Origin of the sequence: Rummeliibacillus sp. NPDC094406, assembly GCF_044763875.1 — a bacterium.
Taxonomy (GTDB): domain Bacteria; phylum Bacillota; class Bacilli; order Bacillales_A; family Planococcaceae; genus Rummeliibacillus.
Genome location: NZ_JBIWGZ010000002.1, coordinates 390,148 through 412,823 on the forward strand (window position 1 = coordinate 390,148; position 22,676 = coordinate 412,823).

Sequence of the window (22,676 nt, forward strand, 5' to 3'; positions counted from 1 at the left end):
ATATATGATTCAACAATTCATAGAACTGGGAGAAGGCTACGGGGACATTTACGAGCTTTGTGAACTAATGAAAACAAATAAGCATCGTATTAGTCGTACATTTATATTTACTGCAACCGATGGTGATAAAAAAGTAGCATCAATCGCTTCTGTATTTGAACCTGTTGGTGACAGTAAATTTACACCGATCTATATTTGCCGAGAAGGAATTCCTTATTCGACTGAAAAGCCTTCAAAACGTTTAGAAATTTTCGAGGAGACTGTAAAAGAAGTGGATCAATTACTGATTACTTTAGATGTAAAGCATTCCTCTATTTATGCTGAAAAAGAGCTATATTATCAATACTTGATTGGTATACTACGCCTTTATCACTACATCCCATCATTGCACTAATTGCTTATTTTAGTAGCGAAACTACATTGCCACTAGATAGATTTTACTATCATTGTTCTATATCGACAGAGATTGTTAATCCTTTATAGACCCGTTTTGTAATCATACTCTTTTGCTTTATCTGGTTTGGCATTTTCAAACTTCGTAGAGACAAATGGACGATAAGACGGTAAGACTTCTCTCACATAAGGGAGACGGGTCAATTTAGCTATAGTACTTTCAATTTCTTCTTGATTGCAATATAAAACGACATATTTTAGTCTTCTTGAAATATAATGTACATGCCCATATCTACGCATTGATTTAGCCTGTTTTAGGTGATGTACATATACGATTAAGCCTTGTCGATCTCTCATTTGGATTCCCTCTTTTCTTACCATCAAGAATACCATAGCTTTGAATTTTCACGCAACCAAGTTTAGCTGACAGGATAGAGGTAAATCCGTTATAATAGAAAAATAAGTCTGCATTTTGAGGAGGACTAATATGGGAAAGAAAACGAAAGTAGCAATCGCAATTGCTGCGGCAAGTGCAGCGGCTTGGGCAGGGTCTAAAGCTCTTTCTAAACCACAAAAACGGGAAAGTAAAGATGCATTAACTTATGAGCATCCAGTAGTTTTAGCACATCGTGGCGGATCACATTTAGCACCAGAGCATACAATGGCAGCATTTCGTAAAGCCGACAATCTTGGTGTAGATGGATTTGAGATTGATATTCGTCTTACGAAAGATGAAGAAATCGTCGTATTTCACGATGATTATGTCGATCGTACTTGTGATGGTACTGGACGCGTGGCTGACCTAACATTAGATGAATTACGTAAGTATAATTTTGGATATAATTTTGTTGATTTAGATGGTTATCTCTCTTTCCGTGATGAATTTGAATCGATTGTTACTCTACGTGAATTATTGACTGAGTTCCCGGATAAGTTCGTAAATATTGATATGAAAGATGCGCCTGATACATATGAAGGTGGCCTTATGCCTTCTAAGCTATGGCGTTTAATCGAAGAACTTGATGCAGCAAATCGTGTAGTAGTTACTAGTTTTTACGATGAACAAATCGACCGTTTTAACCTCTATGCTCAAAGCAAAGTAGCATTAGGCGCAGGGCAGGCTGAAGTAAGAAAAGCTTATACTTCTTTCACAAGTCAATTTGGACATTTATATCATCCTAAAGTTGATGTGTTCCAGATTCCAGAAAAACATGGCGTTTTTGCATTAGATAATCAAAGCTTCATACAATTTTTAAACGACTTAAATATTCCAGTTCATTATTGGACCGTCAATGATGCATTATCAATGAGAAAATTAGTCAATATTGGGGCAAGAGGAATTGTCACAGATCGCCCTGATTTAGCAGTCAAAGTTGTCAATCTATAAAAAGACATTAAATGTATTCATCCAAAAAGAGGTTTCTACTAAAAGTAGAAACCTCTTTTTATTTTAATAAGCTAAACGCACCCTAATTAAAGCTAAATACACTGCTAACTGTGACAAATGTTGTCTGCGACGAAGCAAGCAACGCGATAGAGGCGCAGCAAATATCGGATATAAAACCAATGGACTCTCGCTGGGCTGGTACGTGAAGCTGGATAGATTTAATAATTATTAAATTCATTTATTTTCTTACGCAGAACAAGAACAGCTACCACCTGAACCACACCCTCCGCTACTACAAGAGGAACCAGATTGGAAGAATGGATTACTTACAGGTACTTTAACAGCTTCAGAGACTGTTTTTCCAATTAGTAAACTAATTTCATCCAATAAATTCTGGTATTCATTTTCTGCAATTCTAAGTGCAGAAACTTTATCATTAACATCAAGTTCACGTTTTTTCACACGAATTGATTTCATAATTGTTTGATAATCTGGATGGTATTTTCCAAATCGTTGTACGTCCTCGTACTGCTCTTTCATCCGCTGAAAATCATTAATTTCACGAACAAGTCCGGCATCTGAATAAACCGCCTCATGCGCCCTTTGAAGGCTCGCAAATTGTTCGGAGGAACGGATCATAGTGTTCAGTACTTCTACTTCTTCAAGAATTAACGCCCAATCAGAAGTCATTATCATCTTTATTTCCCCCAATCTACTCCTATCATAACAGATTTAACATTGACTTGTATGATTAGAGGATTATAACTATTAGCTATTTTTATTTTTTTCTAACATAGCAAGAATTTCTTTCACAACTTTTTCATCAGAAAAAGGTAAAATTTCCCCCGCTACAATTTGACCTTCTTCATGACCTTTTCCCGCAATGATTAATATATCACCTTTTTTGCAGCTATTAATGGCATTCTGAATGGCCTTTTTCCGATTAGGTTGCATTCGATATGGCTTCATGTGAATTCCTTTTACAATAGAATTCAAGATATCACTGGATGATTCGCCTCTTGGATTATCATCTGTAAGCCAAATATAATCTGCATACTCATCAGCTATTTCTCCCATTTCAACCCTTTTCCCTTGATCTCGATCGCCTCCACAACCAAAGACAACCACTAATCGCTTTATCGTTTGCAAACGAAGTGCACTTAATAGGGCTTCTAATGCAGTAGGGGTATGTGCGTAGTCTATAATAATTCGGAATCCTAGTGTATTTGAAACTTCTTGCATTCTTCCTGCTGGTAATGTTAATTTACCTGTATGTTTGGCAACTTCCTCTAAGGAAAATCCTAATTCTGTTATTGTTGTAATTGCTGCAAGTACATTATATTGTAAATACTCACCTTGAAAAGGAATCATTATATCAACTGGTATATCATGATCCTGAATGAGCAATTGCATTCCTTCTTCCATAATCTGTTCATGGATAATACTACAATCTGCCAATAAACTCTTACCGAAACTTTTAACAATTGGATGTTCCATTCTTAGTTGTTTACAGAATGGGTCATCAATGTTAACTATAATTTGCTCAGAAAATAGACATAATCTTTTTTTAGCTGCTAGGTAATATTTTTCTCCACCATGTTCTTCATAGTGGTCTCGGCTTACATTCAAATACACGCCTATATCAATATTACAATCATCAAGACGATGTTCTGATAATGCAAGCGATGAAGCCTCCATGACAAGATGTGTTACGTCTTGACTTACACAATAAGCGAAAATTCTATACAACTCTGTTGCTAATGGCGTTGTTAATGGTTCCAATTTAACTGTTTGTTTCTTACCATTTATAAATAACCCAACAGTTCCAAGGACCGCTACCTTGACATTCAAAGACTGCAATAATTGACCGATAAAATGAGTTACGGTAGTTTTTCCATTCGTTCCCGTTACTGCAATGATTGTAAGTTGTTCATCATAAGCACCGTAAAGTTTTTTACTTGCATACGATAAAAAAGTTGAGCAATTAGGGACCCAAATAACTGGAATTTGTAGATTGACTTTCGCTTCGTATCGATTATGTACGATAGCTACAGCTCCATTTTGAATTGCGAGTTCTTTATAATCCCAGCCATCAAATTTTTTCCCTTTTCTTGCAACAAATATGTCACCAGGTTTCACGTCACTTGCTCTATCAGTAATACCTTTAATTTCAGTACGTATTGAACCACATTCCAATTCACATGGCCATTCTTTTAACAATTCTGCCAAGATCAACTATGTTCCTCCTGCACGTTTTATTAACATATGAATACATTACTATAACCCCTTCACCACTTATATGGTATGAAAATCATGCAGAATATGTCACGAGGAGATAGGAGTCACAAAATGATTATTCAAAAATTTGGCGGAATTGCTATGCAATCAAAAGCTTCACGTAAGCATTGCCTTCTCCATATTAAAAGAGCTATAAAAGAACACGGTAAAACAATTGTCGTTGTGTCTGCAATGGGCAGATTTGGTGATGCTTATGCTACTGATACTTTATTGAATATTACAGATGCATTAAGTACTTCAACAAAAGCGAAAGATTTAGTTGCCGCATGTGGGGAGCTTATTGCCGCTGCTGTTCTATCATCAGAACTAAAGCAGTCTGGAATAGATAACCTGTTACTCTATGGTGCTCAACTTGGAATAACAACGACCAATAATTTTGGAGATGCTGAAATTATTGATATTAGCGAAGAAACTCTCTTATCCGCCCTAAATAACTATGATTGTATTGTTGTTCCTGGCTTTCAAGGAATTACGGATGAAGGTGAGATTGCCACTCTTGGTAGAGGTGGTAGCGATTTAACGGCTGCCGTTTTAGGTGCAACTTTACCAAATGTATTAATTGAGTATTATAAGGATGTACCTGGTGTCATGACAGGTGATCCCCATCTGGAAGATGATGCAGAACTTATTAGAGAGCTTCCCTATTCAGAGTTTTTGACATTATTAAATAGTGTTCATCCTTTAATTCAAAAAAAGGCAGCGGAAATGGCACAACAGCACCATCTCACGCTGCATATTAGAAATGTCTTTTCTTTAGAATCTGGAACAGTTGTATATCCCGATGAAGATTAATCATTTTGCTGATCTCGTTGGATGAACACTTGTGTAAAGTGTTTACCAAAAGCACCTGTACCTATTTGATTAAAATCCTTATTCAATAAGGTGTCACGATGTTTTTCTGAATTTAAAAGTCCATTAATTGCTTCTGGCGCATCCAAATAATCCTCTGTAATATTTTCTCCAGCAGAATCAAATTGTATCTCCGCATTTTTTAATCTATCTTTAAATGCATTACTTTCTTGTTCTTCTTGAGAGATTTTATTGACCGCAAGTTTTTCACTATGCGCCATTGCCAACTTATTTAAATCTTCCTCAGACAATAGTGCTGGCAATCCTTTTTGGAGTCTATACACATTCGTTAATTCAAATAATTGTTTTTGATTTTCTTGGTCTATTTCTTCTTGCTTATATGAAGATGGAACAGTTGGTGTAATCAAATCCCCCACATAAGTCATGTCATATGGGTGTTGTTTAACAAGCGTTTCTCCATCAATATATCGAACTGCTTCTAACGTTTTATCTATTGCATCAAAATATAACTGTGCATACACTCCATCATACATGACTAAAATGCGAGACTGCAAATCCTCTTCATTTAAGATAAATGTATAAACATTATCTTTAATTTTTACGTTTACTTCCGTATCTGTAATTGTATTGCGATACAATTCATCTATTCCTTGACCGATTTTAAAAGGAGTTGCATTAGAATCAGCACCGGTAGTATAAACTTGTTTTACTTTATGATCTTCAACACCTACAAGAATATAGTTACTTTGTGACTTTTGATATACCCACCAATCGAAATCATATGCAGAAGGGCTCTTTCGATCTGGAGCTCCTAATTTTTCTTTTAGCTTTTTAGTTGAAAGACCAACTAATGTTGATAGCCCTTTAGTTGGTCTTTCAACTGTAGAATTATTCATGTCTGGTGCTTGTTTTTGAGGAATCACCTTGCCATTTGAATTAGGCGCTAATGGCTCATTTTCTTTAACCGGCTGATTTATATAGAAATAAACGACTAACAGTGCCGCCAAAATAATTAATACTCTAAAAAAAACTTTCAATTTGATCTCTCCAATTTTTTAGTAAATTCATTATACCAATTACATAGATGGATTCACAATGTTGTCATTGCAACCAGTGTCATTTTGCTCTATTATAAAATTGAACGTATATTGTACAAAAGTGTCGAAGGAGGATATTAGAATGTATTTTGAAAATACTGGACTTGAGAACAAAATTGCACATATTACATTATTTGATGACCTAATGAGTCAACATGGTTTAATCCGAGCTACTGGTTGGGATTACGAACGTATTACTTGGGATCGAAAATTTGTTGTTCAAGATGGTACTTACTATCTACGAATATTTGGTTACACAAATGATGGTGACAACGGTTCAAATGATTCCAACATCACTTTATTAAAGCCGGTTCTTGGAAAACACTATTTCCCACATGGCATTGAATATGGTGAAGATGAAATCTTCCCTGCTAATTTAGTAAAAACATGTCAAGATGTCTTAGCCTCACTTTCAAAAGAACTAGATCAATTTAAAATTCAATCATAATGCAATTATTCATTCAGAAGCCGTACAAAATGTTCAATTTATTACATTTTGTACGGATTTTTTATTTTTAGACTATGGTAATGGATACTGTTGATGTTTTATCCAAGTATTTTTTCAAATATCCTCAATCAAATTTTACAACACTTATTTAAGTGTTAGAGGCATATGTTTTTACTAAAGCGAAAAACAATTGAAAAAGCTCTTTCTTTTAGCATGATTTTCAAAAAACTCCTCATACTATCACTGTCAAATATATATGGGTGATCAGGATGATACAGCACATATTCACAAAATTCTTTCCATGGTTCATTTTTGGTTTAAGTTTTCTATTTTCAATATTCTATGCACAGCCAATTCTATTAGCATTTTTGACAGCACTTTGTTTTAACCCACTAATTATTAAATACGAAATCCAGTGGAATAGATCTCGTCGCTTTATAGTTTTTGTTTTTTTCTCGATTTTCAGCATTATTGTGCTAGTATGTTGTTACTTATTATATACTTTAATCATTTTAAAATTTGTTGGATTTTCTCAATGGATTCCACAATTTTTAGACACAATCAATGAAAGATGGATCTATTTTCAATTCAAGCTAACAAACATCATGCATGATTTACCACGCCCTATCATACTCTCCATACAACAATGGATTGAGCAAATGTTGAGTAGTTTACAAAAAAATGTAACTACATATATTCAGGCAGATCGACTACTCAATTTAGTTCAAAGAGTTCCTTCAATAGTATTTAAGCTATTCATTTATTTCTTAGCACTATATTACTCAATGTTAGAGATACCGAACATTCTCAAATCCTTTAGTAAGTGGTTACATCTTGAAGGAAATTCTTCAGCGAAAGTTTTTATTCAACACCTAAAAAAAGGTACACTTGATTTTTTAAAAGCACAATTGATAGTGAGTGTTGTGATTTTTTGCGTTACATTATGTACTTTATTATGGATTACACCTCGTTATGCAATTCCTATGACAGTCCTTGTTTGGTTTGTCGATTTGCTGCCAGTATTAGGTGGAATGATGGTTTTAGTTCCGTGGTCTATTATTTGTTGGATTAATGGACAGACCTTTGAGGGAACTGTTCTATTTATTTTAGCAATTGTTGTCCTAGTACTACGTCAAATACTTGAAACAAAAGTAACTAGTAGTCACCTTGGCCTTCCACCTCTAACCACCCTAATTTGTATGTATGTTGGATTTGAAATGTTTGGATTTGTTGGTTTTCTTATAGGTCCATTTGTAGCCATTTTAATCGTTGTGATCGAACAATTTAGAAAAAGTTGGAGACTCGCCAATAAAAAAGACTAATTTCTTTTCGTACAAGAAATTAGTCTTTTATTACGTTTATTGATTATTTAATATCGCTTTAATAACAGAGGTTGTAGGACCACCACTATAGAAAACATAAAGTAATAAGTAAACAATAACGCCGGTAATCGCAACAAAGAACCAAATAACACTTGTGATTGGTGCAATTTTACGGTGACGTTCTAGTTTGTTTGAAAATCCTGCGATTAACGTAATAATACCAAATACCGCACCTGTAGTTGCTAAAGTAATATGGAACACTAAGAAGATTGTATAATATATTCTCAAATGTTCAGGACCACCAAAAGCAGTATTACCGAGAAATACCGTTCTTGAAATATAAATAATAAAGAATAATAATGCTGAAATTGCAGCAGCAATCATTGTTTTTTTATGTGCTTCAATTTTCTTTTGTTTAATAAGCACCCAACCGATCGCAATTAGTATTGCACTAAGAACGATGAAAGAAGTACTAATCGTTGGTAATATAGGTAAACTCATTTTTTTACTCCTAACAATCTAATTTAATTAATGGTATTGATTTGCATACAAACGTTGTCTTTCTTTTAATGCCTCTTCTGTCATTTGATCTGCATTTTTTTGATCGTTTCTATACCATACAATAAAAACTCGTCCAAGAATACATGCGAAAATAATTTCTTGGATAATCTTCATGATTACACCACCAAGTTGTTGGTCTTCAACCGGTGACATACTTGTAAATAATTCAGGGCCAGATAATGATAGTCCTTGTAAAGTTGAACTTGGTACACAAAGCGCCATTGCTTTCATCCATGTTTCTCCATCTGTATAAGTTGCATAGAACGCGGTAGTTGAGAAAATGATTAAAGCACATGCTGGTGTAATTAAAATTGCATTCCCTATTATATAGAAAAATTTATTCAAATCTTTCATGCGAGGTTCACCATCAACAGTATTCAGTAATGGCCAATACATAAACAATGCTGACATAAATAGTATTAACGTATAAATACCATGCAATGTTTCATCTAATTTAATATAATCAAACACCGCAGGTAAGTGGTAAAACGAGAATAAAAAAACAAAAGTGAAAATTGCAATCATCGGTTTTGTCAAAAAATGAAATACTGGTTTTATATAAGGTAAGTTAATTGTACTTTTCCATAACCAGTTTGGAATACCAATGATAAAGAAAATAGGAATAAACAATAGTAAGAAAGCCATTTGAACCATATGCATTGTAAAAATAATATGTGCCATTAAATCAATTGGAGATCCGATAATGACATATAACATTACCATTGCAAATACAAATGATACAGCTTCTCCTTTTTTTAAAGGCTTACTATATTTAAAGTCTTTTCTCCATTTTGTGGTCACTAAGAAATATAGCACAGTAAAGAACACCAATACACCAATTAATGTCGGGCTCCACATAGCTCGAAATCCAAAAATACTCAAAGGCATCGAAGTTCGCTCCTTTACATTCAATACCTTCATTATAAAGTGCTTACATTAAAACAGCAATGAACGAATATTGACAATTTCTTCTGGAAATTCAATATATCTATTACATATTATTAATCAAATAATCTGCATTTTCATTCTTTATTCCTCTCAAATTCAAAAAAAGACCGAGTCTATTTAATTATAGACTCAGTCTTTAAGTGTAGCTACTAGATCCAAATGATTGTTATAAAAGTAAGAATCATTGGGAAGACAATAAGTACAGCTGAATAAATAAAGAATTGAATAATCCCTGTACCTTTTTCGCTTAAGTGCATAAAGTAATACAATTGAAGTCCGACTTGAACACCAGCGAATAATAAAATAATAGGTATTACTAGATATACTGAAAATCCAGCTTGAACTGCAGCAAATGCAATAAAAGTCAAGAATATCATTATCGCAAAAACAGTTACTTGATTACGCATCGCTTGACCAGCTTTACGGCGATATTGCTTGTAAGCTGCCTCGCTTCTAGCTTCTACGTGTACGTCATGTGCCATTATTTCATCACTCCCATCAAGTAAACTACAGTGAAGATGAATACCCAAACAACATCAATAAAGTGCCAATATAGTGATGCAATGAAATACTTAGGTGCATTATAAAGGTTTAATCCACGTTTTGAATTACGGATCATTAATAAGATAAACCATCCTAAACCGATAACAACATGCAATCCGTGAGTACCTACTAATGTATAGAATGCAGACCCGAAAGCGCTTTGAGTAAATGTAAATCCTAAGTGTACATAGTGATTAAATTCATAGATTTCAAAACCTAAGAATCCAAGACCTAAAACAACTGTAATAGCTAACCAAGCTTGCATTGCTTTGAAATTATAGTTTTTCATATGATACATTGCATACACACTTGTTAAAGAAGAAGTTAGCAGTAACATTGTCATAATGAATGCTAATGGTAATTCAAATAGGGTTTGAGAAGTAAACTCCATGCCACTTGGCCCTTTGTCTTTAAGAGCTAAGAATGTTGCGAATAAGGTTGCAAATAGAACTGCATCACTACCAATGTAGATCCAAAAACCCAGGAATTTATTTTTCCCTTCAACAGTTGATTGTTCTGGATGTTCTGGCCAAGATTGTGGGGTAAATTTAGTTTTCAAATCCATTAATTATTACCCCCTTTTTCATTCAATAATTCTTCTTTATGAATATGGTAACCTAAGTCATCTTTAAGTGAACGATATGCCATTGAAAGAACAGTTATTGCTAAACCAATGATTAATAATGCTAAAGACCATGGTTTATCAGCATCTGGATGATAAAGTGCACCGAAGCCTGCTATGAATAATCCAAGTGTCATTACAAATGGAGTGAAAGAATTATTTGGCATATGAATATCTGAAATAGGTTCAGCATATGACATACCTTCTTTGTTTCCTTCCATTTTTTCAATCCAGTAAGTATCTAATCCACGGACAAGTGGAGTTTGTTTGAAGTTATAGAATGGTACTGGTTGTGGAATTGCCCATTCAAGGGTACGTCCATCACGCCATGGATCACGACCACATGGTTCTGCTTTAATAGTTGTGATAATAACGTTAAGAACTAAGATTATTACACCAATTGCCATTAGGAATGCGCCAATTGTTGAAATATAGTTAAATGTATCCAAACCTTGATTTGGTAGGTAAGTGAATACACGACGAGGCATACCCATTAAACCTAAGAAATGTTGTAAAAAGAATGTACAATGGAAACCAACAAAGAAGAATACAAAAGTAATTTTACCTAAAGTTTCATTTAACATTCTGTTAAACATTATAGGCCAGTAGTAATGTGTTGCTGCTAATAAAGCTAATACAACACCACCAACGATAACGTAGTGGAAGTGAGCTACGATAAAGTATGAATCATGTAATTGATAGTCAAGAGGAGCTGCTGCTTGCATTACCCCTGTAACCCCACCTGCTACGAATGATGGAATAAAACCAAGTGCATATAGCATTGGCGTTGTCACTTTAATTGAACCGCCCCACATAGTACATAACCAGTTAAAGATTTTCATACCAGTTGGTACTGCAATTGCCATTGTTGCAACAGCGAAGATTGCATTAGCAGTTGCTCCAAGACCTACAGTGAACATATGGTGAGCCCATACCATGAACCCAAGGAAACCGATTAAGATTGTCGCAAATACCATTGATGAATAACCAAATAGGCGTTTACGAGAGAATGTTGCAAATATTTCAGAGAAAATACCAAATGCAGGAAGTATAAGTATATATACTTCAGGGTGACCGAAAATCCAGAATAAGTGTTCCCAGATGATTGTGTTACCACCCATAGTATGGTCAAAGAAATTTGCTCCAAACATACGATCAAAGATCATAAAGAATATTCCAATAGTAAGTGGAGGGAATGCGAATAGAATTAAAGCACTTGCTACGAAAGTAGTCCAAGTGAATAATGGCATACGCATAAATGTCATACCTGGAGCACGCATATTAATAATTGTTACAAGGAAGTTAATCCCTGAGATTAATGTACCTGCACCAGAAATTTGCAAACCAACAGCATAAAAGTCAATACCATGCCCTGGAGATGCTAAAGATAATGATGCATAAGAAGTCCAACCAGCATCAGGGGCTCCACCAAGGAACCATGAAAGGTTTAAGAAAAGACCTCCGAATACGAATAACCAGAAACCTAAAGAGTTTAGGAATGGAAATGCAACGTCACGTGCACCAATTTGTAATGGTACAACAGCGTTCATAAATGCGAATAGCAATGGCATAGCAGCAAGGAAAATCATTGTTGTACCATGCATTGTCATAATTTCATTAAAGAGACCCGCACTTACAAAATCATTATTAGGTTTTGCAAGTTGGATACGAATGAGCATTGCTTCAATACCACCGATTACGAAGAAAAGCGTACCGGCTATTAGGTATAAAATGGCGATTTTTTTATGGTCTACTGTAGTTAGGTAGTCCCAAATAGTTGCGCCAAAGCCCTTTTTCTTTGCAGTTGAGCTCACAACCTTAACCTCCTTCAAAATGTTTCAAATAGAATTCCACATTATTTTTCTACAGATAAGCCCATTAAGTAGGCAGCTAAAGCATCAAGCTCTTGATCTGTGAATTTTTTACCTTTATTAATTTTTTCAGGTTGAGGCATAGTATTACCTGGTTTAACGGATTGTGGATCATCAATCCATTTTTTTATGTTCTCAGTATTGTGATCTAATACACCTGCAACACGGTTACGATCGCCAAATGTAGCAAGGTTAGGTGCAATACCAGTTCCTTTTCCTACACCAGAAGTAGCGTGACATGTGATACAGCTAGTTTTAAATAATGCTTCACCTTGTTTTTCAAGATCGCCTGTAGCTACTTGCTTATCAGAAGCTTTCATTTCTTTGACCCAATTGTCGAAATCTGCTCTGCTTAAAGATTTTACTTTAAAGTCCATTAATGCATGTGAAGGACCACACAGTTCAGCACATTTACCGTAGAATACACCTGTTTCAAGGTCTTTTGATTGTTTATCGAATTCTAAGTAAAATTTGTTGACGTTATCAACATTTGTATCCATTTTACCCCCGATAGAAGGAACCCAGAATGAGTGTTTTACGTCTCCTGAAGTGAGGTTGAAGTAAACTTTTTCACCTGTTGGTACTACTAATTCTTGAGAAGTAACAATTCCTTCGTTAGGATACTCAAATTGCCACCAATATAATTTTGCAGTTACGTTGACAGTAACAGCTTTTGCATGACCAGCAGCATCTTTTGCATCCATCGCTTTTGTATCAGCGAGTTTATAAGTAAGAGCAACTGTTGGCACAGCTAAAATTAGAAGTAATATAATTGGAATAGCAGTCCAAATAACTTCTAGAGTAGTACTACCTTCTACTTGCTTAGGAATAACATTTTCTCCAACTTTTTTGCGTCGGAATCTAATAAGTGCAAGTACATAGATTACTACTACTACTAAGATAACGAGCGTCATAATTGCAGTTGATAAAAGCATTAGATTATGTTGATCTTTGGCTACTTCACCTGCTGGAGATAAAGTTGATAAATAATCTTTACCACAACCAGAAAGGAAAACAATAAGTGCAGTTAACATTGCAAAAAGACGCCACTTTTTAAGCCCTTTCATCATAGCTTAATTAAACCCCTCTTTCTTTGTTGTATTTCATGTGTAACCAGGACTGTGGTTGTTCTATATGAATTCTTATAAAGAAAGAATTCCAACGTTAGCTAAAGACGGAAAAGATAATCATTGAAACAAATAAAATAGTCATATAGTTCAAAGAATAGATGAACATTTTGTTTGCCCATTTCAAATCGTCTTTGGCTTTAAAACCTGATATTGCGAGTATGAACCAACCTAAGTTCAATGTAGTTGCAAGAATGATAAATCCTAAACCTAGCTTCATTAATAAAAACGGTAGTGGAAATAGCAGTACTATCCAAATTAGCATAGACTTTTTCGTTCTGTTAAAGCCTTTAACAACAGGCAACATCGGTATTCTTGCAGCGCGATATTCTTCTGTTCGCTTCATTGCAAGTGCATAGAAATGCGGTGGTTGCCAAGCGAACATAATACAGAATAATGCAAAAGCACCTGAACCTAATGAAGGATCAACAGCAGCCCAGCCGATAACTGGAGGAATTGCACCGGATATACTTCCCACAATTGTGTTACTTACAAATCTTCTTTTTGACCACATTGAATATAAGACGACATAGCTTATAATTCCCGCAAGACCCCACACACCGGCAGCAAATGATGCCATAAATAACAAAATTTCACCCATAAATAGAAGGACGAGTGCTGCTGTCATTACAAATCGAGGAGTGAATCTACCAGTAACTGTTGGTCTTGACTTTGTTCGCGTCATCACAGGATCTATATCTTGGTCTATATAATTATTCATCGCACCAGAACCTGCAATAATGAAAGCTGATCCTACTATCGCATAGAACATTATATCTAATTCCTGTAAGAAGTGTCTGTCTGTAAATTGAAATGCTAACCAAAGCCCTGTAAAAGCGGTTACTAAATTTGAATTAACGATTCCAATTTTGATAAGTGCTAGGAAATCTTTCACAAAGGAACTTGTATCTGGCTCACTATTTCTACTGGTAGCCAATACCCGACTATTAGACATTATACCCTTCCTTTCAATTTGATAAGCAATACCTGTTAATCCTACTATAACTAAAATCTGTAATTATTTCTAGACGAAAAGTTAAATTTCGTGTCGAGGAAAATAGGGAACCGGTAGGCTCTAACACAACATATCTATAGTAAATCATTTTATCTCTAAATATTGTGAAAGTTATGAAACGAAATTATGAACAATTTGTGAAATGGGTTGCACATAAAAAAGTCAATACTTTTTACAAGTTGTATTTTAGCTATATTTTCGATATTATCAAAATTGCAGGTATCACTAAAATGTGATTACTATATTCAAAGTAGGTGTCAATTAATTATGCAACAAAGTAAATACATGAAATGGTTTGCTGTTGCTGCAACAATTGGAATGGTGCTCATTTTGTTGGGCGGGGCACTCGTTACAAAAACGGATAGCGGAATGGGCTGTGGTAGAAACTGGCCCGATTGTAACGGTTCTTTAATACCAAAACATATTACAACTGAAGTACTTATTGAATTTTCTCATCGTGTAGTGACTGGCTCTGTATCCATTTTAATCTTCATTTTATCTTTTTGGTCTTGGAGAAAGCTTGGACATGTTCGCGAGGTAAAATTTCTATCCTTTATGGCCTTATTCTTTTTAATAGCACAAGCTTTAATTGGTGCTGCACAAGTGCTTTGGGGACAAGGTGACTTCATCTTAGCATTACATTTTGGTATTTCTCTTATTTCTTTTGCTGCGGTATTATTGCTAACTCTAATTATTTTTGAGGTTGATCAGAAGTTTAATGTAAACAGCATACATATTGGACGTAGATTAAAAATACATACAATTGGAGTAACAATTTACTCATATCTTGTAGTATATACAGGTGCTCTTGTTCGTCATACCAATTCGAGTTTAATCTGTCCAGATTGGCCACTTTGTCACAATAATTCTGCTGGATTACCAGACAACTTTTATGAATGGGTCCAAATGGGACATCGTCTTGCTGCGGCATTAATTTTTGTATGGCTATTATTTATAGTAATCCACGCCGTAAAATATTATAAGGATCAACGTGTTCTATATTGGGGATGGATTATAGCATTTATACTTGTATGTCTACAAGTTATAGCAGGTATGGGTGTTGTCTTAACACGCTTAAATATTATTATTGCTCTATTACACACATTATTTATTTCTCTATTATTCGGTCTGCTATGTTATATGATTCTACTTATTTCAAGAAGCGATCAAAAATAATAAAATTAATTTTTCATTCTAAAAAAACACGACTTTCAATTGAAAGTCGTGTTTTTCTTTTACACTTTTATTCTATCTTGTTACATTAGCTAGACTCCTCTAGTCTAAACGAGCAGCTTCCACTTTATTTTTAAGATTCCATTTCAATTAGTAGATCACCCGTTGAAATAGCATCTCCTGCTTCTACAAAGATATTTTTAATCACGCCATCTTTCGGTGCTTGTACAGTTGTTTCCATTTTCATGGCTTCAGTGATTAACAAATGCTCACCACGTTTTACAGGACTACCTGGAGATACAACAACTTTTAATACAGTTCCTGGCATTGTTGCACCAATTTGATTTGCATTTGACGAATCCGCCTTTGGTTTTCGTTCTCCAGCTACTTCAACGGTCATATCTTGAATGACAATTTCACGAGGTTGTCCATTTAGTTCGAAATAAAGCACACGCGTACCATCATGTTGGGCCTCACCAATCGATACTAGTTTGATGATTAAAGTTTTACCTTTTTCAATCTCTACTTCGACTTCTTCCCCTAGTTTTAAACCGTATAAGAAAGTTAGCGTATCTAATACAGAAACATTATCGAATTTCTTAGCCATTTCCATGTATTCTTCAAATACTTTTGGATATAATGCTGAAGCTAATACTTCATGGCTTGTAATCGGTCTATTATATTTGTTAAATAAAGTATTACGAAGTTCTTTTAAATCTACTGGCTCTAATAATTCCCCAGGTCTTACTGTAATTGGTTCTCGCCCTTTTAATACAACTTTTTGTAATTCTTCTGGGAAACCACCAAAAGGTTGACCTAAGTAACCTTGGAAGAGTTCAATTACTGAGTCTGGGAAATCAATTGTTTTTCCTCGCACTAATACTGATTCCTCATCTAAATCATTTTGTACCATAAATAACGCCATATCGCCAACCACTTTAGAAGATGGTGTTACTTTGACAATATCCCCAAATAGTAAGTTTACACGAGAATACATTTTCTTAACTTCTTCCCAACGGTCTCCTAGTCCAACACCTTTTGCTTGTTGTTGCAGATTACTATATTGACCACCAGGCATTTCATGAACATAAATTTCAGAATGAGGGCTGTTCATACCACTTTCAAAATCTTTGTAGTATTTACGGACATCTTCCCAGTAATATGAAAGCTTTTCTATGCCATCGATATTTGCACGTACTTGTCGATTGCTACCTTTCATCGCATAGTACAAACTGTTTGAACTTGGTTGTGAGGTTAAACCAGCCATTGAACCCAATGCTGTATCAACGATATCAACTCCCGCTTCAGCTGCTTTTGCATATAAGTAAATGCCATTACCACTTGTATCATGAGAATGTAAGTGAATTGGTAAATCAGTTGCTTCTTTTAATTCCGAGATTAATCGATAAGCAGCTTCCGGTTTTAATAATCCAGCCATATCTTTAATAGCCAAAATATGGGCACCAGCTGACTCTAACTCCTTCGCCATATCTTTATAGTACTGCACAGTATATTTTGCTCTAGAATCATCTAGGATGTCTCCCGTATAACAAATAGCAGCTTCTGCAATCTTCCCTGCATCTCTTGTAGCGTCAATTGCTACTTCCATACCTTTGATCCAGTTTAAACTGTCGAAAATACGGAATACATCAATACCTGCATCTGCAGAATTATGAATAAATTCTTTAATCAAATTATCAGGATAGTTCTTATAACCAACTGCGTTCGCCCCACGCAATAACATTTGAAATAATACATTTGGTATTTGTTCACGTAATTTAATCAATCGTTCCCATGGGTCTTCTTTTAAGAAACGATATGCAACATCAAAGGTTGCACCTCCCCACATCTCAAGTGAGAAATAATTATCCATAATACGTGCAGTGTCTTCTGCAATTTCATGCATATCATATGAGCGAACTCGTGTGGCAAGTAGTGATTGATGCGCATCACGCATAGTTGTATCTGTTAACAACAGATCATCTTGTTCGCGTATCCATTTCACTAAACCTTCAGGACCTCTTTCATCCAAAATCTGTTTTGTTCCCGCTGGAATCGTTTGGAAACGTTCAATTTGTGGTTTATGTGGCTTTGGATAGATTGGCTTTTGTTTTTTCTCGATACCCGGGAAACCGTTAATCGTTACATTACCAATATAGCTAAGTAATTTTGTACCTCGGTCACGCGCAGGCTTAAATAAGAATAATTCAGGTGTAGAATCTATAAAACTAGTGTCGAATTCCCCATCAATAAACTTAGGGTGTCTTACAACGTTCTTCAGAAATGGGATATTCGTTTTAATTCCACGAATACGGAATTCTTGAAGATTTCGATCCATTTTCGCAGCTGCTTCTTTAAAGGTATTACCCCAAGTTGAAACTTTTACTAATAAAGAATCATAATGCGGGGAGATAACCGCACCTTGGAATCCATTACCAGCATCCAAACGAACACCAAAACCACCACTTGAACGATACACCATTAATTTCCCAGTATCTGGCATGAAATTATTTTGTGGATCTTCGGTCGTTACCCGAGATTGAATAGCAAAACCAAATAACGGTATTTTAGATTGTTCTGGAATGTTAATAATGTCCCCATGCAATGTATAGCCGTTCGCAATATTAATTTGCGCATGGACAATATCGATACCTGTTACCATTTCTGTAATTGTATGTTCTACTTGAACACGTGGATTTACTTCGATAAAGTAAAACTCATTGCCAGCTACTAAAAATTCTACTGTACCAGCATTTAAATAGCCTACATTCTCCATCAATTGAACAGCTGCATTACAAATTCTCTCACGCAATTCATGCGAAATAGAATTTGAAGGAGCAATTTCAACTACTTTTTGATGCCGACGTTGAATTGAACAGTCACGTTCATATAAATGAACTAAATTACCCTCTTTATCTCCTAAAATTTGTACTTCTATATGTTTTGGATGAAGGATACATTTTTCAACATACACTTCATCAGAGCCAAATGCTGCTTTTGCTTCAGATTTTGCACGATCGTATGCATCTTTCGCTTCTTCTGCTTTATGTACAACGCGCATACCACGGCCTCCGCCACCAAGAGCAGCTTTAATCATTAATGGGTATTTATTTTCTGCTCCAAAAGACAATACTTCTTCTAGAGAATCAACAGGACCATCTGTACCAGGAATAACTGGTATTCCAGCTGCAACAGCCTGTTCTCTTGCTTTTACTTTATCTCCAAACATGTCCAAGTGTTTAGAAGTTGGACCTATAAAAGTTATGCCTTCTTCTTCACAACGTTTTGCGAATTCTAAATTTTCTGACAAAAAACCGTAGCCAGGGTGGATAGCATCTGCACCTGACTCTTTTGCGATTTGTAAAATTCCTTCAATATCTAGATATGCATCAATTGGTTTCTTTCCATCCCCAACAAGATAAGCTTCATCTGCTTTATAACGGTGGAATGAACCGCTATCTTCCCTTGAATAAATTGCCACTGTGTGAATGTTTAATTCTGTACAAGCTCGAAAAACACGAATTGCAATTTCGCCGCGATTAGCGACTAGAATTTTATTAATCGGCATAAAGATCCCCCTAATCAACTATTCTCTTTTTTTACAATCATAGAGACATTTGCTAGTATCCCCATAGCTAAAGATAACAGAATTACCGATGAACCGCCATAACTAATAAACGGAAGTGGTACACCGGTTAGCGGGATAATACCACTCAATCCACCTACATTGAAGAAAGTTTGAATACCAATCCAACTTCCAATACCTGCAGCAATCATGCGAGCCATTGGATCTTTTGCTTTAATCGCAATACGCATTGCTCTGTATACGATAAAGCCTAACCCAAATAATACAATTGCTACCCCAATTGTCCCCAACTCTTCTGAAATAATTGCCAAGATAAAGTCCGTTTGTGGTTCAGGTAAATACCCCATTTTTTGTACAGATTGTCCTAATCCTAATCCTTTAACGCCACCTGATCCTATTGCATAATAGCCATTTACCACTTGATAACCAAATGCATCGGCATCTTTAAATGGATCAAGATATGCTTTTAATCGTCCCATTCGACGTTCAGTAAAGAATGAATCTTTGAAAATAAATAGACCTATTAAACCAACAACTGCTAAACCCATTAACCACCCAATAATTTTGCTAAAAGTTGAGAATTTCATGCCGCTTGCAGCCATAACAGATAATGCAATTAAAGTAATTAAACCAATAGCACCTAAATCTGGTTCTAAGCCTATGAAAAGTGTGGCAGTTCCAAAAACCAACAATGGAGGTATGATTGATTCATTAATAATATCTAACTTTCCCGTTTCTCTTTTTTTCGAAAAAAATGCCGCAAAATAGAGGATTATACCTAATTTGGTAAATTCAGAAGGTTGTAAATTTGCAAACCCCAAATTAAGCCAGCTCTTCGCACCAGAATTACTTGGACTATAGCCAAATAAAAATACGGCAATCAATAAAGAAAGCATGGTAGCGATAATCAACATCATCATATTTCTATCCTTATAGCGCTTATAGGGTATTATAAAACCTATAAAAAAGGCTACAGATGCAAGCGATAAATTCATTAGTTGCTTTTTATAAAAATAATCTGGCTGCTGTTGTAATGTATTAACCGCCCAGAACATACTTGAACTATAAATCATCACTAATCCAAATAAGCATAATAAAACATATGTAAAAAACAAAGGGTAGTCAAAATACTTAGCATATTTTTTGAAATAAGTTTTCATATTATTACCTCATTTATTATCTAGCAAAAAAACCCAAACAGCTTTGTGTTTGAGTTTTTTACTTATTTCTCTGTGAATGCATCGTGTAATGCAGACAACTCTTTCTCCAGTGAATCGAGAATTTCCCTTCCCTTATCACGGTCAAGCAAACCTAGTTTAACTGCAAAGTCAATTTCTCGAGATAAACCAAACATTTGCGTATCTAAAACTTCTTCGTACAAAGGGCATTGTGGCATTGTCAAATGTTCCATTTGTACTCTTATTAATTTTGCTATTTTATCCGCATCGGCAATTAGGAGTTCCAATGCTTTCTCCTGATACGAACTTTGTGATTTTGTATCCATGAGGACGCCCCCATTACCTGATATTTCTTCAACTCTATCTTAATAAAGTTTATCTTTTGCAAAGGAAAAATGCAAGCATCTATATTTCAAATTGAGAATCATAATATTATTTCTTTCTATCCTTTGATAAAAAGCGTTATACTTAGAAATAGAATGGAACATCGAAGGAGGAAAATCTATGGAATCCATCATTCAAGTTAAAGGTGCAGTCAACTTTCAAATTACATTAGATCCTACAGTTTGGATTTTTGATGACCGTAAGCTAGATTTAGAAAAATATTTCATCGAAAAGCCTGAAGAGGTAGATCCTGATGAAGAATATATCGAAAAAGCAGGGAAATTCTGGTCTCGTGAAATTATGGAAGGCGCTACTTTCCCGCCTACTTTAAAAACCGAGCGTAATTTTGATCGTAAGCAAATGAAAACAGGTACTTTCGGTATAAAAATTGAACCTTTCATTAATAATGCTGAACCAAAAGAAGAGGCAACAACAGTTGTGTTTGAAACAAACGCTGGCACACAACATCGTTATAGCATTGAAGATGCGAAGAAACTTATTTTCCAATTTAGTAAAGATGGTAAAATACTAAACGAGGATGGTCCTGTCTACTTATTATTAAGAGATGGTTCCAACTACGAAAACCCTATTAAAGGAATCGTAGGGATACAAGTAGAATAAGGGGGAAAATATTATGCGAGTTAAATGCGTAATCTGTGATACTCTTAGCGAAATCCCTGATTTCTCACCAGTAGCTAAGAAATTACGCAATCGTCCTATTCACACTTTTATGTGTCCAACTTGTCACGAACGAATTACAGAAAAAACAAACGCAAGACTTGCTACTGGTAAATTTCGCTTTATCCGAAGTGCAGTTCAGGAAGATGAAGAATTTTAAATATTTTACAGAGCATTCGTTAGGATGCTCTGTTTTTTGTTTTGGCTCTGTTAATCATCATTGTTGATTATTTAAGCAAAATTTGAAGTGGAAAAGGAGTAGAATCCTGAGGGAAAGCGAGACAGGCGAGCCCCCGCGCGAAGCGAAGCGAGGGCACTGAAAAAGTAAAAATAGATGTGAATTTATGATAAAAATTTATTATAGCTATCTTCGTTGAAGTGGAATTAGCGTAGACTCCTGTGGGAAAACGAGCTAGACGAGACCCCGCAGCGTAGCGAGGAGGCTCGTCAGTTCGCCCACGGAAAGCGGAGCTAATTCCACTTCATTCAACAGCAGATATATATTATAAATATTTGTATTACTACACTTTTCCAGTAGCCTCAGCGCAGTGACGAAGAAGCTCACGACCTGCCCGCGGAAACCGAAGCCATTTTCAAGTTTATCAACAGTATAATTAAACATAGCCTTTTGTTATAAAAAAAGTTTTATTAATAGTGGAGAGAATTACTTTCAATAAATCCCTTTCCTACTAGAGAAAAGATAATAAAAATGCTTTTTGCTTCTGATGTTTCTCTTTGAAATGATAATTTCCTCTTTCCGCTAACTTTCTCGTAAAAAAAAGAGTTGTCCTAAATGGACAACTCTTTTTCTTTATGAAGCAGCTTCTCTTTTCTTATCTCTACGCAAACGAACTTTGTAGACGATTAGTACTAAAGCTGCAACTATTAATCCTTCAACCATTGGTAAGAAGAATGCTAAAAAGGTTAATATGATACATCCAAAGAACAAGAATGCATAAATCACAGCAGTTTGCCATTTTTTTAATGCTGTTCTTGCAAATCCAAGATGATACACAATTGCAGTTAATACGAAAATAACAGCTAATAGAATATAACCTGCTACCGAATAGCTTGGTGCATTCTCATAAATATATCGAGCAACACCTGACATACGATTAAATACTTGATCATGTCCATCTGTAGAAGTAGATGTAGCGACTTGCATAAAATTCAGTTTCAATAATAAACCGGACTTAAACAAGATATCTCCCTTCCTCTCGACCCGCGAGAATAAT

Annotated in this window: 23 protein-coding genes; 8 read left to right on the top strand and 15 right to left on the bottom strand. The window is 35.2% G+C overall.

The window, feature by feature from the left end; all coding sequences use genetic code 11:
* The first annotated feature begins 4 nt into the window (after positions 1-4).
* Entirely contained in the window at positions 5-394 is a 390-nt protein-coding gene (locus ACIQ4I_RS06745; RefSeq protein WP_403094300.1) for a DUF7147 family protein, read from the top strand.
* An 83-nt stretch (positions 395-477) separates the two neighbouring features.
* Here the strand turns inward: ACIQ4I_RS06745 and ACIQ4I_RS06750 are convergent, their stop codons facing one another.
* Positions 478-750 (bottom strand): YlbG family protein, encoded by a 273-nt coding sequence (locus ACIQ4I_RS06750; RefSeq protein WP_397537411.1) that lies wholly within the window; start codon positions 748-750, stop codon positions 478-480.
* A gap of 130 nt (positions 751-880) precedes the next feature.
* Here ACIQ4I_RS06750 and ACIQ4I_RS06755 point away from each other — a divergent pair, with 130 nt between their 5' ends.
* Positions 881-1,780, top strand: a complete 900-nt coding sequence (locus ACIQ4I_RS06755; protein WP_403094303.1) for a glycerophosphodiester phosphodiesterase family protein — start codon at positions 881-883, stop codon at positions 1,778-1,780.
* Positions 1,781-2,026: 246 nt separating this feature from the next.
* Here ACIQ4I_RS06755 and ACIQ4I_RS06760 read toward each other — a convergent pair whose 3' ends face one another.
* The gene (locus ACIQ4I_RS06760) at positions 2,027-2,476 is read right to left on the bottom strand and encodes a YlbF/YmcA family competence regulator (RefSeq protein WP_397537409.1); all 450 of its coding nucleotides are present in this window, start codon (positions 2,474-2,476) and stop codon (positions 2,027-2,029) included.
* 72 nt (positions 2,477-2,548) lie between these two features.
* Entirely contained in the window at positions 2,549-4,015 is a 1,467-nt protein-coding gene (locus ACIQ4I_RS06765; protein WP_403094306.1) for a UDP-N-acetylmuramoyl-L-alanyl-D-glutamate--2,6-diaminopimelate ligase, read from the bottom strand.
* A gap of 78 nt (positions 4,016-4,093) precedes the next feature.
* Between ACIQ4I_RS06765 and ACIQ4I_RS06770 the strand changes: the two genes are divergently transcribed.
* Positions 4,094-4,870, top strand: coding sequence for an amino acid kinase family protein (locus tag ACIQ4I_RS06770; RefSeq protein ID WP_403094309.1), 777 nt, complete (start codon positions 4,094-4,096; stop codon positions 4,868-4,870).
* On the opposite strand, the gene ACIQ4I_RS06775 is transcribed toward ACIQ4I_RS06770, so the two are convergent.
* A complete protein-coding gene (locus tag ACIQ4I_RS06775) occupies positions 4,867-5,925 on the bottom strand; it encodes a CAP domain-containing protein (RefSeq protein WP_403094312.1) in 1,059 nt (352 codons plus the stop codon). The two genes, ACIQ4I_RS06770 and ACIQ4I_RS06775, sit on opposite strands and share 4 nt — an antisense overlap.
* A gap of 142 nt (positions 5,926-6,067) precedes the next feature.
* Between ACIQ4I_RS06775 and ACIQ4I_RS06780 the strand changes: the two genes are divergently transcribed.
* Both ACIQ4I_RS06780 and ytvI read left to right on the top strand, forming a co-directional pair.
* On the top strand, positions 6,068-6,433 hold the full coding sequence (locus ACIQ4I_RS06780) for a YugN family protein (RefSeq protein WP_403094314.1): 366 nt from the start codon (positions 6,068-6,070) through the stop codon (positions 6,431-6,433).
* A gap of 269 nt (positions 6,434-6,702) precedes the next feature.
* Positions 6,703-7,755: a sporulation integral membrane protein YtvI gene (gene ytvI, locus ACIQ4I_RS06785; RefSeq protein WP_403094317.1), complete on the top strand. Its 1,053-nt coding sequence runs from the start codon at positions 6,703-6,705 to the stop codon at positions 7,753-7,755.
* Between the two features lie 36 nt (positions 7,756-7,791).
* On the opposite strand, the gene ACIQ4I_RS06790 is transcribed toward ytvI, so the two are convergent.
* The 7 genes from ACIQ4I_RS06790 to cyoE all read right to left on the bottom strand — a co-directional run bounded on the left by ACIQ4I_RS06790 (position 7,792) and on the right by cyoE (position 14,382).
* A complete protein-coding gene (locus ACIQ4I_RS06790) occupies positions 7,792-8,256 on the bottom strand; it encodes a DUF420 domain-containing protein (RefSeq protein ID WP_403094320.1) in 465 nt (154 codons plus the stop codon).
* 27 nt (positions 8,257-8,283) lie between these two features.
* The gene (ctaG, locus tag ACIQ4I_RS06795; protein ID WP_403094323.1) at positions 8,284-9,204 is read right to left on the bottom strand and encodes a cytochrome c oxidase assembly factor CtaG; all 921 of its coding nucleotides are present in this window, start codon (positions 9,202-9,204) and stop codon (positions 8,284-8,286) included.
* 209 nt (positions 9,205-9,413) lie between these two features.
* Positions 9,414-9,746 (bottom strand): cytochrome C oxidase subunit IV family protein, encoded by a 333-nt coding sequence (locus tag ACIQ4I_RS06800; protein ID WP_403094326.1) that lies wholly within the window; start codon positions 9,744-9,746, stop codon positions 9,414-9,416.
* A complete protein-coding gene (locus tag ACIQ4I_RS06805) occupies positions 9,746-10,372 on the bottom strand; it encodes a cytochrome (ubi)quinol oxidase subunit III (protein ID WP_403094329.1) in 627 nt (208 codons plus the stop codon). Before ACIQ4I_RS06805 ends, ACIQ4I_RS06800 begins: the two co-directional genes overlap by 1 nt.
* The gene (ctaD, locus tag ACIQ4I_RS06810) at positions 10,372-12,243 is read right to left on the bottom strand and encodes a cytochrome c oxidase subunit I (RefSeq protein ID WP_403094332.1); all 1,872 of its coding nucleotides are present in this window, start codon (positions 12,241-12,243) and stop codon (positions 10,372-10,374) included. Before ctaD ends, ACIQ4I_RS06805 begins: the two co-directional genes overlap by 1 nt.
* Positions 12,244-12,284: 41 nt before the next feature.
* On the bottom strand, positions 12,285-13,370 hold the full coding sequence (coxB, locus tag ACIQ4I_RS06815; RefSeq protein WP_403094335.1) for a cytochrome c oxidase subunit II: 1,086 nt from the start codon (positions 13,368-13,370) through the stop codon (positions 12,285-12,287).
* 94 nt (positions 13,371-13,464) lie between these two features.
* On the bottom strand, positions 13,465-14,382 hold the full coding sequence (gene cyoE, locus ACIQ4I_RS06820; protein ID WP_403094337.1) for a heme o synthase: 918 nt from the start codon (positions 14,380-14,382) through the stop codon (positions 13,465-13,467).
* Positions 14,383-14,709: 327 nt separating this feature from the next.
* Between cyoE and ACIQ4I_RS06825 the strand changes: the two genes are divergently transcribed.
* Positions 14,710-15,618: a COX15/CtaA family protein gene (locus tag ACIQ4I_RS06825; RefSeq protein WP_403094340.1), complete on the top strand. Its 909-nt coding sequence runs from the start codon at positions 14,710-14,712 to the stop codon at positions 15,616-15,618.
* 130 nt (positions 15,619-15,748) lie between these two features.
* Here the strand turns inward: ACIQ4I_RS06825 and pyc are convergent, their stop codons facing one another.
* From pyc to ACIQ4I_RS06840, 3 genes are all read right to left on the bottom strand, one after another.
* Entirely contained in the window at positions 15,749-19,183 is a 3,435-nt protein-coding gene (gene pyc / locus ACIQ4I_RS06830; protein WP_403094343.1) for a pyruvate carboxylase, read from the bottom strand.
* A 14-nt stretch (positions 19,184-19,197) separates the two neighbouring features.
* Positions 19,198-20,361 (bottom strand): FtsW/RodA/SpoVE family cell cycle protein, encoded by a 1,164-nt coding sequence (locus tag ACIQ4I_RS06835; RefSeq protein WP_403094346.1) that lies wholly within the window; start codon positions 20,359-20,361, stop codon positions 19,198-19,200.
* A 62-nt stretch (positions 20,362-20,423) separates the two neighbouring features.
* Complete coding sequence (locus ACIQ4I_RS06840; RefSeq protein WP_403094348.1) at positions 20,424-20,705, bottom strand: Fpa/YlaN family protein; 282 nt, start codon at positions 20,703-20,705, stop codon at positions 20,424-20,426.
* Between the two features lie 178 nt (positions 20,706-20,883).
* Here ACIQ4I_RS06840 and ACIQ4I_RS06845 point away from each other — a divergent pair, with 178 nt between their 5' ends.
* Together ACIQ4I_RS06845 and ACIQ4I_RS06850 are read left to right on the top strand one after the other, a co-directional pair.
* Positions 20,884-21,384 (top strand): peptidyl-prolyl cis-trans isomerase, encoded by a 501-nt coding sequence (locus ACIQ4I_RS06845; RefSeq protein ID WP_403094350.1) that lies wholly within the window; start codon positions 20,884-20,886, stop codon positions 21,382-21,384.
* 13 nt (positions 21,385-21,397) lie between these two features.
* On the top strand, positions 21,398-21,601 hold the full coding sequence (locus tag ACIQ4I_RS06850; RefSeq protein ID WP_403094352.1) for a YlaI family protein: 204 nt from the start codon (positions 21,398-21,400) through the stop codon (positions 21,599-21,601).
* A gap of 651 nt (positions 21,602-22,252) precedes the next feature.
* On the opposite strand, the gene ACIQ4I_RS06855 is transcribed toward ACIQ4I_RS06850, so the two are convergent.
* Complete coding sequence (locus ACIQ4I_RS06855; protein ID WP_403095106.1) at positions 22,253-22,645, bottom strand: YlaH-like family protein; 393 nt, start codon at positions 22,643-22,645, stop codon at positions 22,253-22,255.
* Positions 22,646-22,676 lie beyond the last annotated feature (31 nt).

What these genes read in the sequence shown, in the direction of transcription:
- ACIQ4I_RS06845 (WP_403094350.1), top strand. Translation starts at nt 20,884, where the DNA reads ATGGAATCCATCATTCAAGTTAAAGGTGCAGTCAACTTTCAAATTACA.
- ACIQ4I_RS06840 (WP_403094348.1), bottom strand. Translation starts at nt 20,705, where the DNA reads ATGGATACAAAATCACAAAGTTCGTATCAGGAGAAAGCATTGGAACTC.
- cyoE (WP_403094337.1), bottom strand. Translation starts at nt 14,382, where the DNA reads ATGTCTAATAGTCGGGTATTGGCTACCAGTAGAAATAGTGAGCCAGAT.
- ACIQ4I_RS06760 (WP_397537409.1), bottom strand. Translation starts at nt 2,476, where the DNA reads ATGATAATGACTTCTGATTGGGCGTTAATTCTTGAAGAAGTAGAAGTA.
- ACIQ4I_RS06800 (WP_403094326.1), bottom strand. Translation starts at nt 9,746, where the DNA reads ATGGCACATGACGTACACGTAGAAGCTAGAAGCGAGGCAGCTTACAAG.
- ACIQ4I_RS06805 (WP_403094329.1), bottom strand. Translation starts at nt 10,372, where the DNA reads ATGGATTTGAAAACTAAATTTACCCCACAATCTTGGCCAGAACATCCA.
- ACIQ4I_RS06755 (WP_403094303.1), top strand. Translation starts at nt 881, where the DNA reads ATGGGAAAGAAAACGAAAGTAGCAATCGCAATTGCTGCGGCAAGTGCA.
- ACIQ4I_RS06850 (WP_403094352.1), top strand. Translation starts at nt 21,398, where the DNA reads ATGCGAGTTAAATGCGTAATCTGTGATACTCTTAGCGAAATCCCTGAT.
- ctaG (WP_403094323.1), bottom strand. Translation starts at nt 9,204, where the DNA reads ATGCCTTTGAGTATTTTTGGATTTCGAGCTATGTGGAGCCCGACATTA.
- ACIQ4I_RS06750 (WP_397537411.1), bottom strand. Translation starts at nt 750, where the DNA reads ATGAGAGATCGACAAGGCTTAATCGTATATGTACATCACCTAAAACAG.
- ACIQ4I_RS06825 (WP_403094340.1), top strand. Translation starts at nt 14,710, where the DNA reads ATGCAACAAAGTAAATACATGAAATGGTTTGCTGTTGCTGCAACAATT.
- ytvI (WP_403094317.1), top strand. Translation starts at nt 6,703, where the DNA reads ATGATACAGCACATATTCACAAAATTCTTTCCATGGTTCATTTTTGGT.
- ACIQ4I_RS06790 (WP_403094320.1), bottom strand. Translation starts at nt 8,256, where the DNA reads ATGAGTTTACCTATATTACCAACGATTAGTACTTCTTTCATCGTTCTT.
- coxB (WP_403094335.1), bottom strand. Translation starts at nt 13,370, where the DNA reads ATGATGAAAGGGCTTAAAAAGTGGCGTCTTTTTGCAATGTTAACTGCA.
- ACIQ4I_RS06780 (WP_403094314.1), top strand. Translation starts at nt 6,068, where the DNA reads ATGTATTTTGAAAATACTGGACTTGAGAACAAAATTGCACATATTACA.
- ACIQ4I_RS06770 (WP_403094309.1), top strand. Translation starts at nt 4,094, where the DNA reads ATGCAGAATATGTCACGAGGAGATAGGAGTCACAAAATGATTATTCAA.
- pyc (WP_403094343.1), bottom strand. Translation starts at nt 19,183, where the DNA reads ATGCCGATTAATAAAATTCTAGTCGCTAATCGCGGCGAAATTGCAATT.
- ACIQ4I_RS06745 (WP_403094300.1), top strand. Translation starts at nt 5, where the DNA reads ATGATTCAACAATTCATAGAACTGGGAGAAGGCTACGGGGACATTTAC.
- ACIQ4I_RS06835 (WP_403094346.1), bottom strand. Translation starts at nt 20,361, where the DNA reads ATGAAAACTTATTTCAAAAAATATGCTAAGTATTTTGACTACCCTTTG.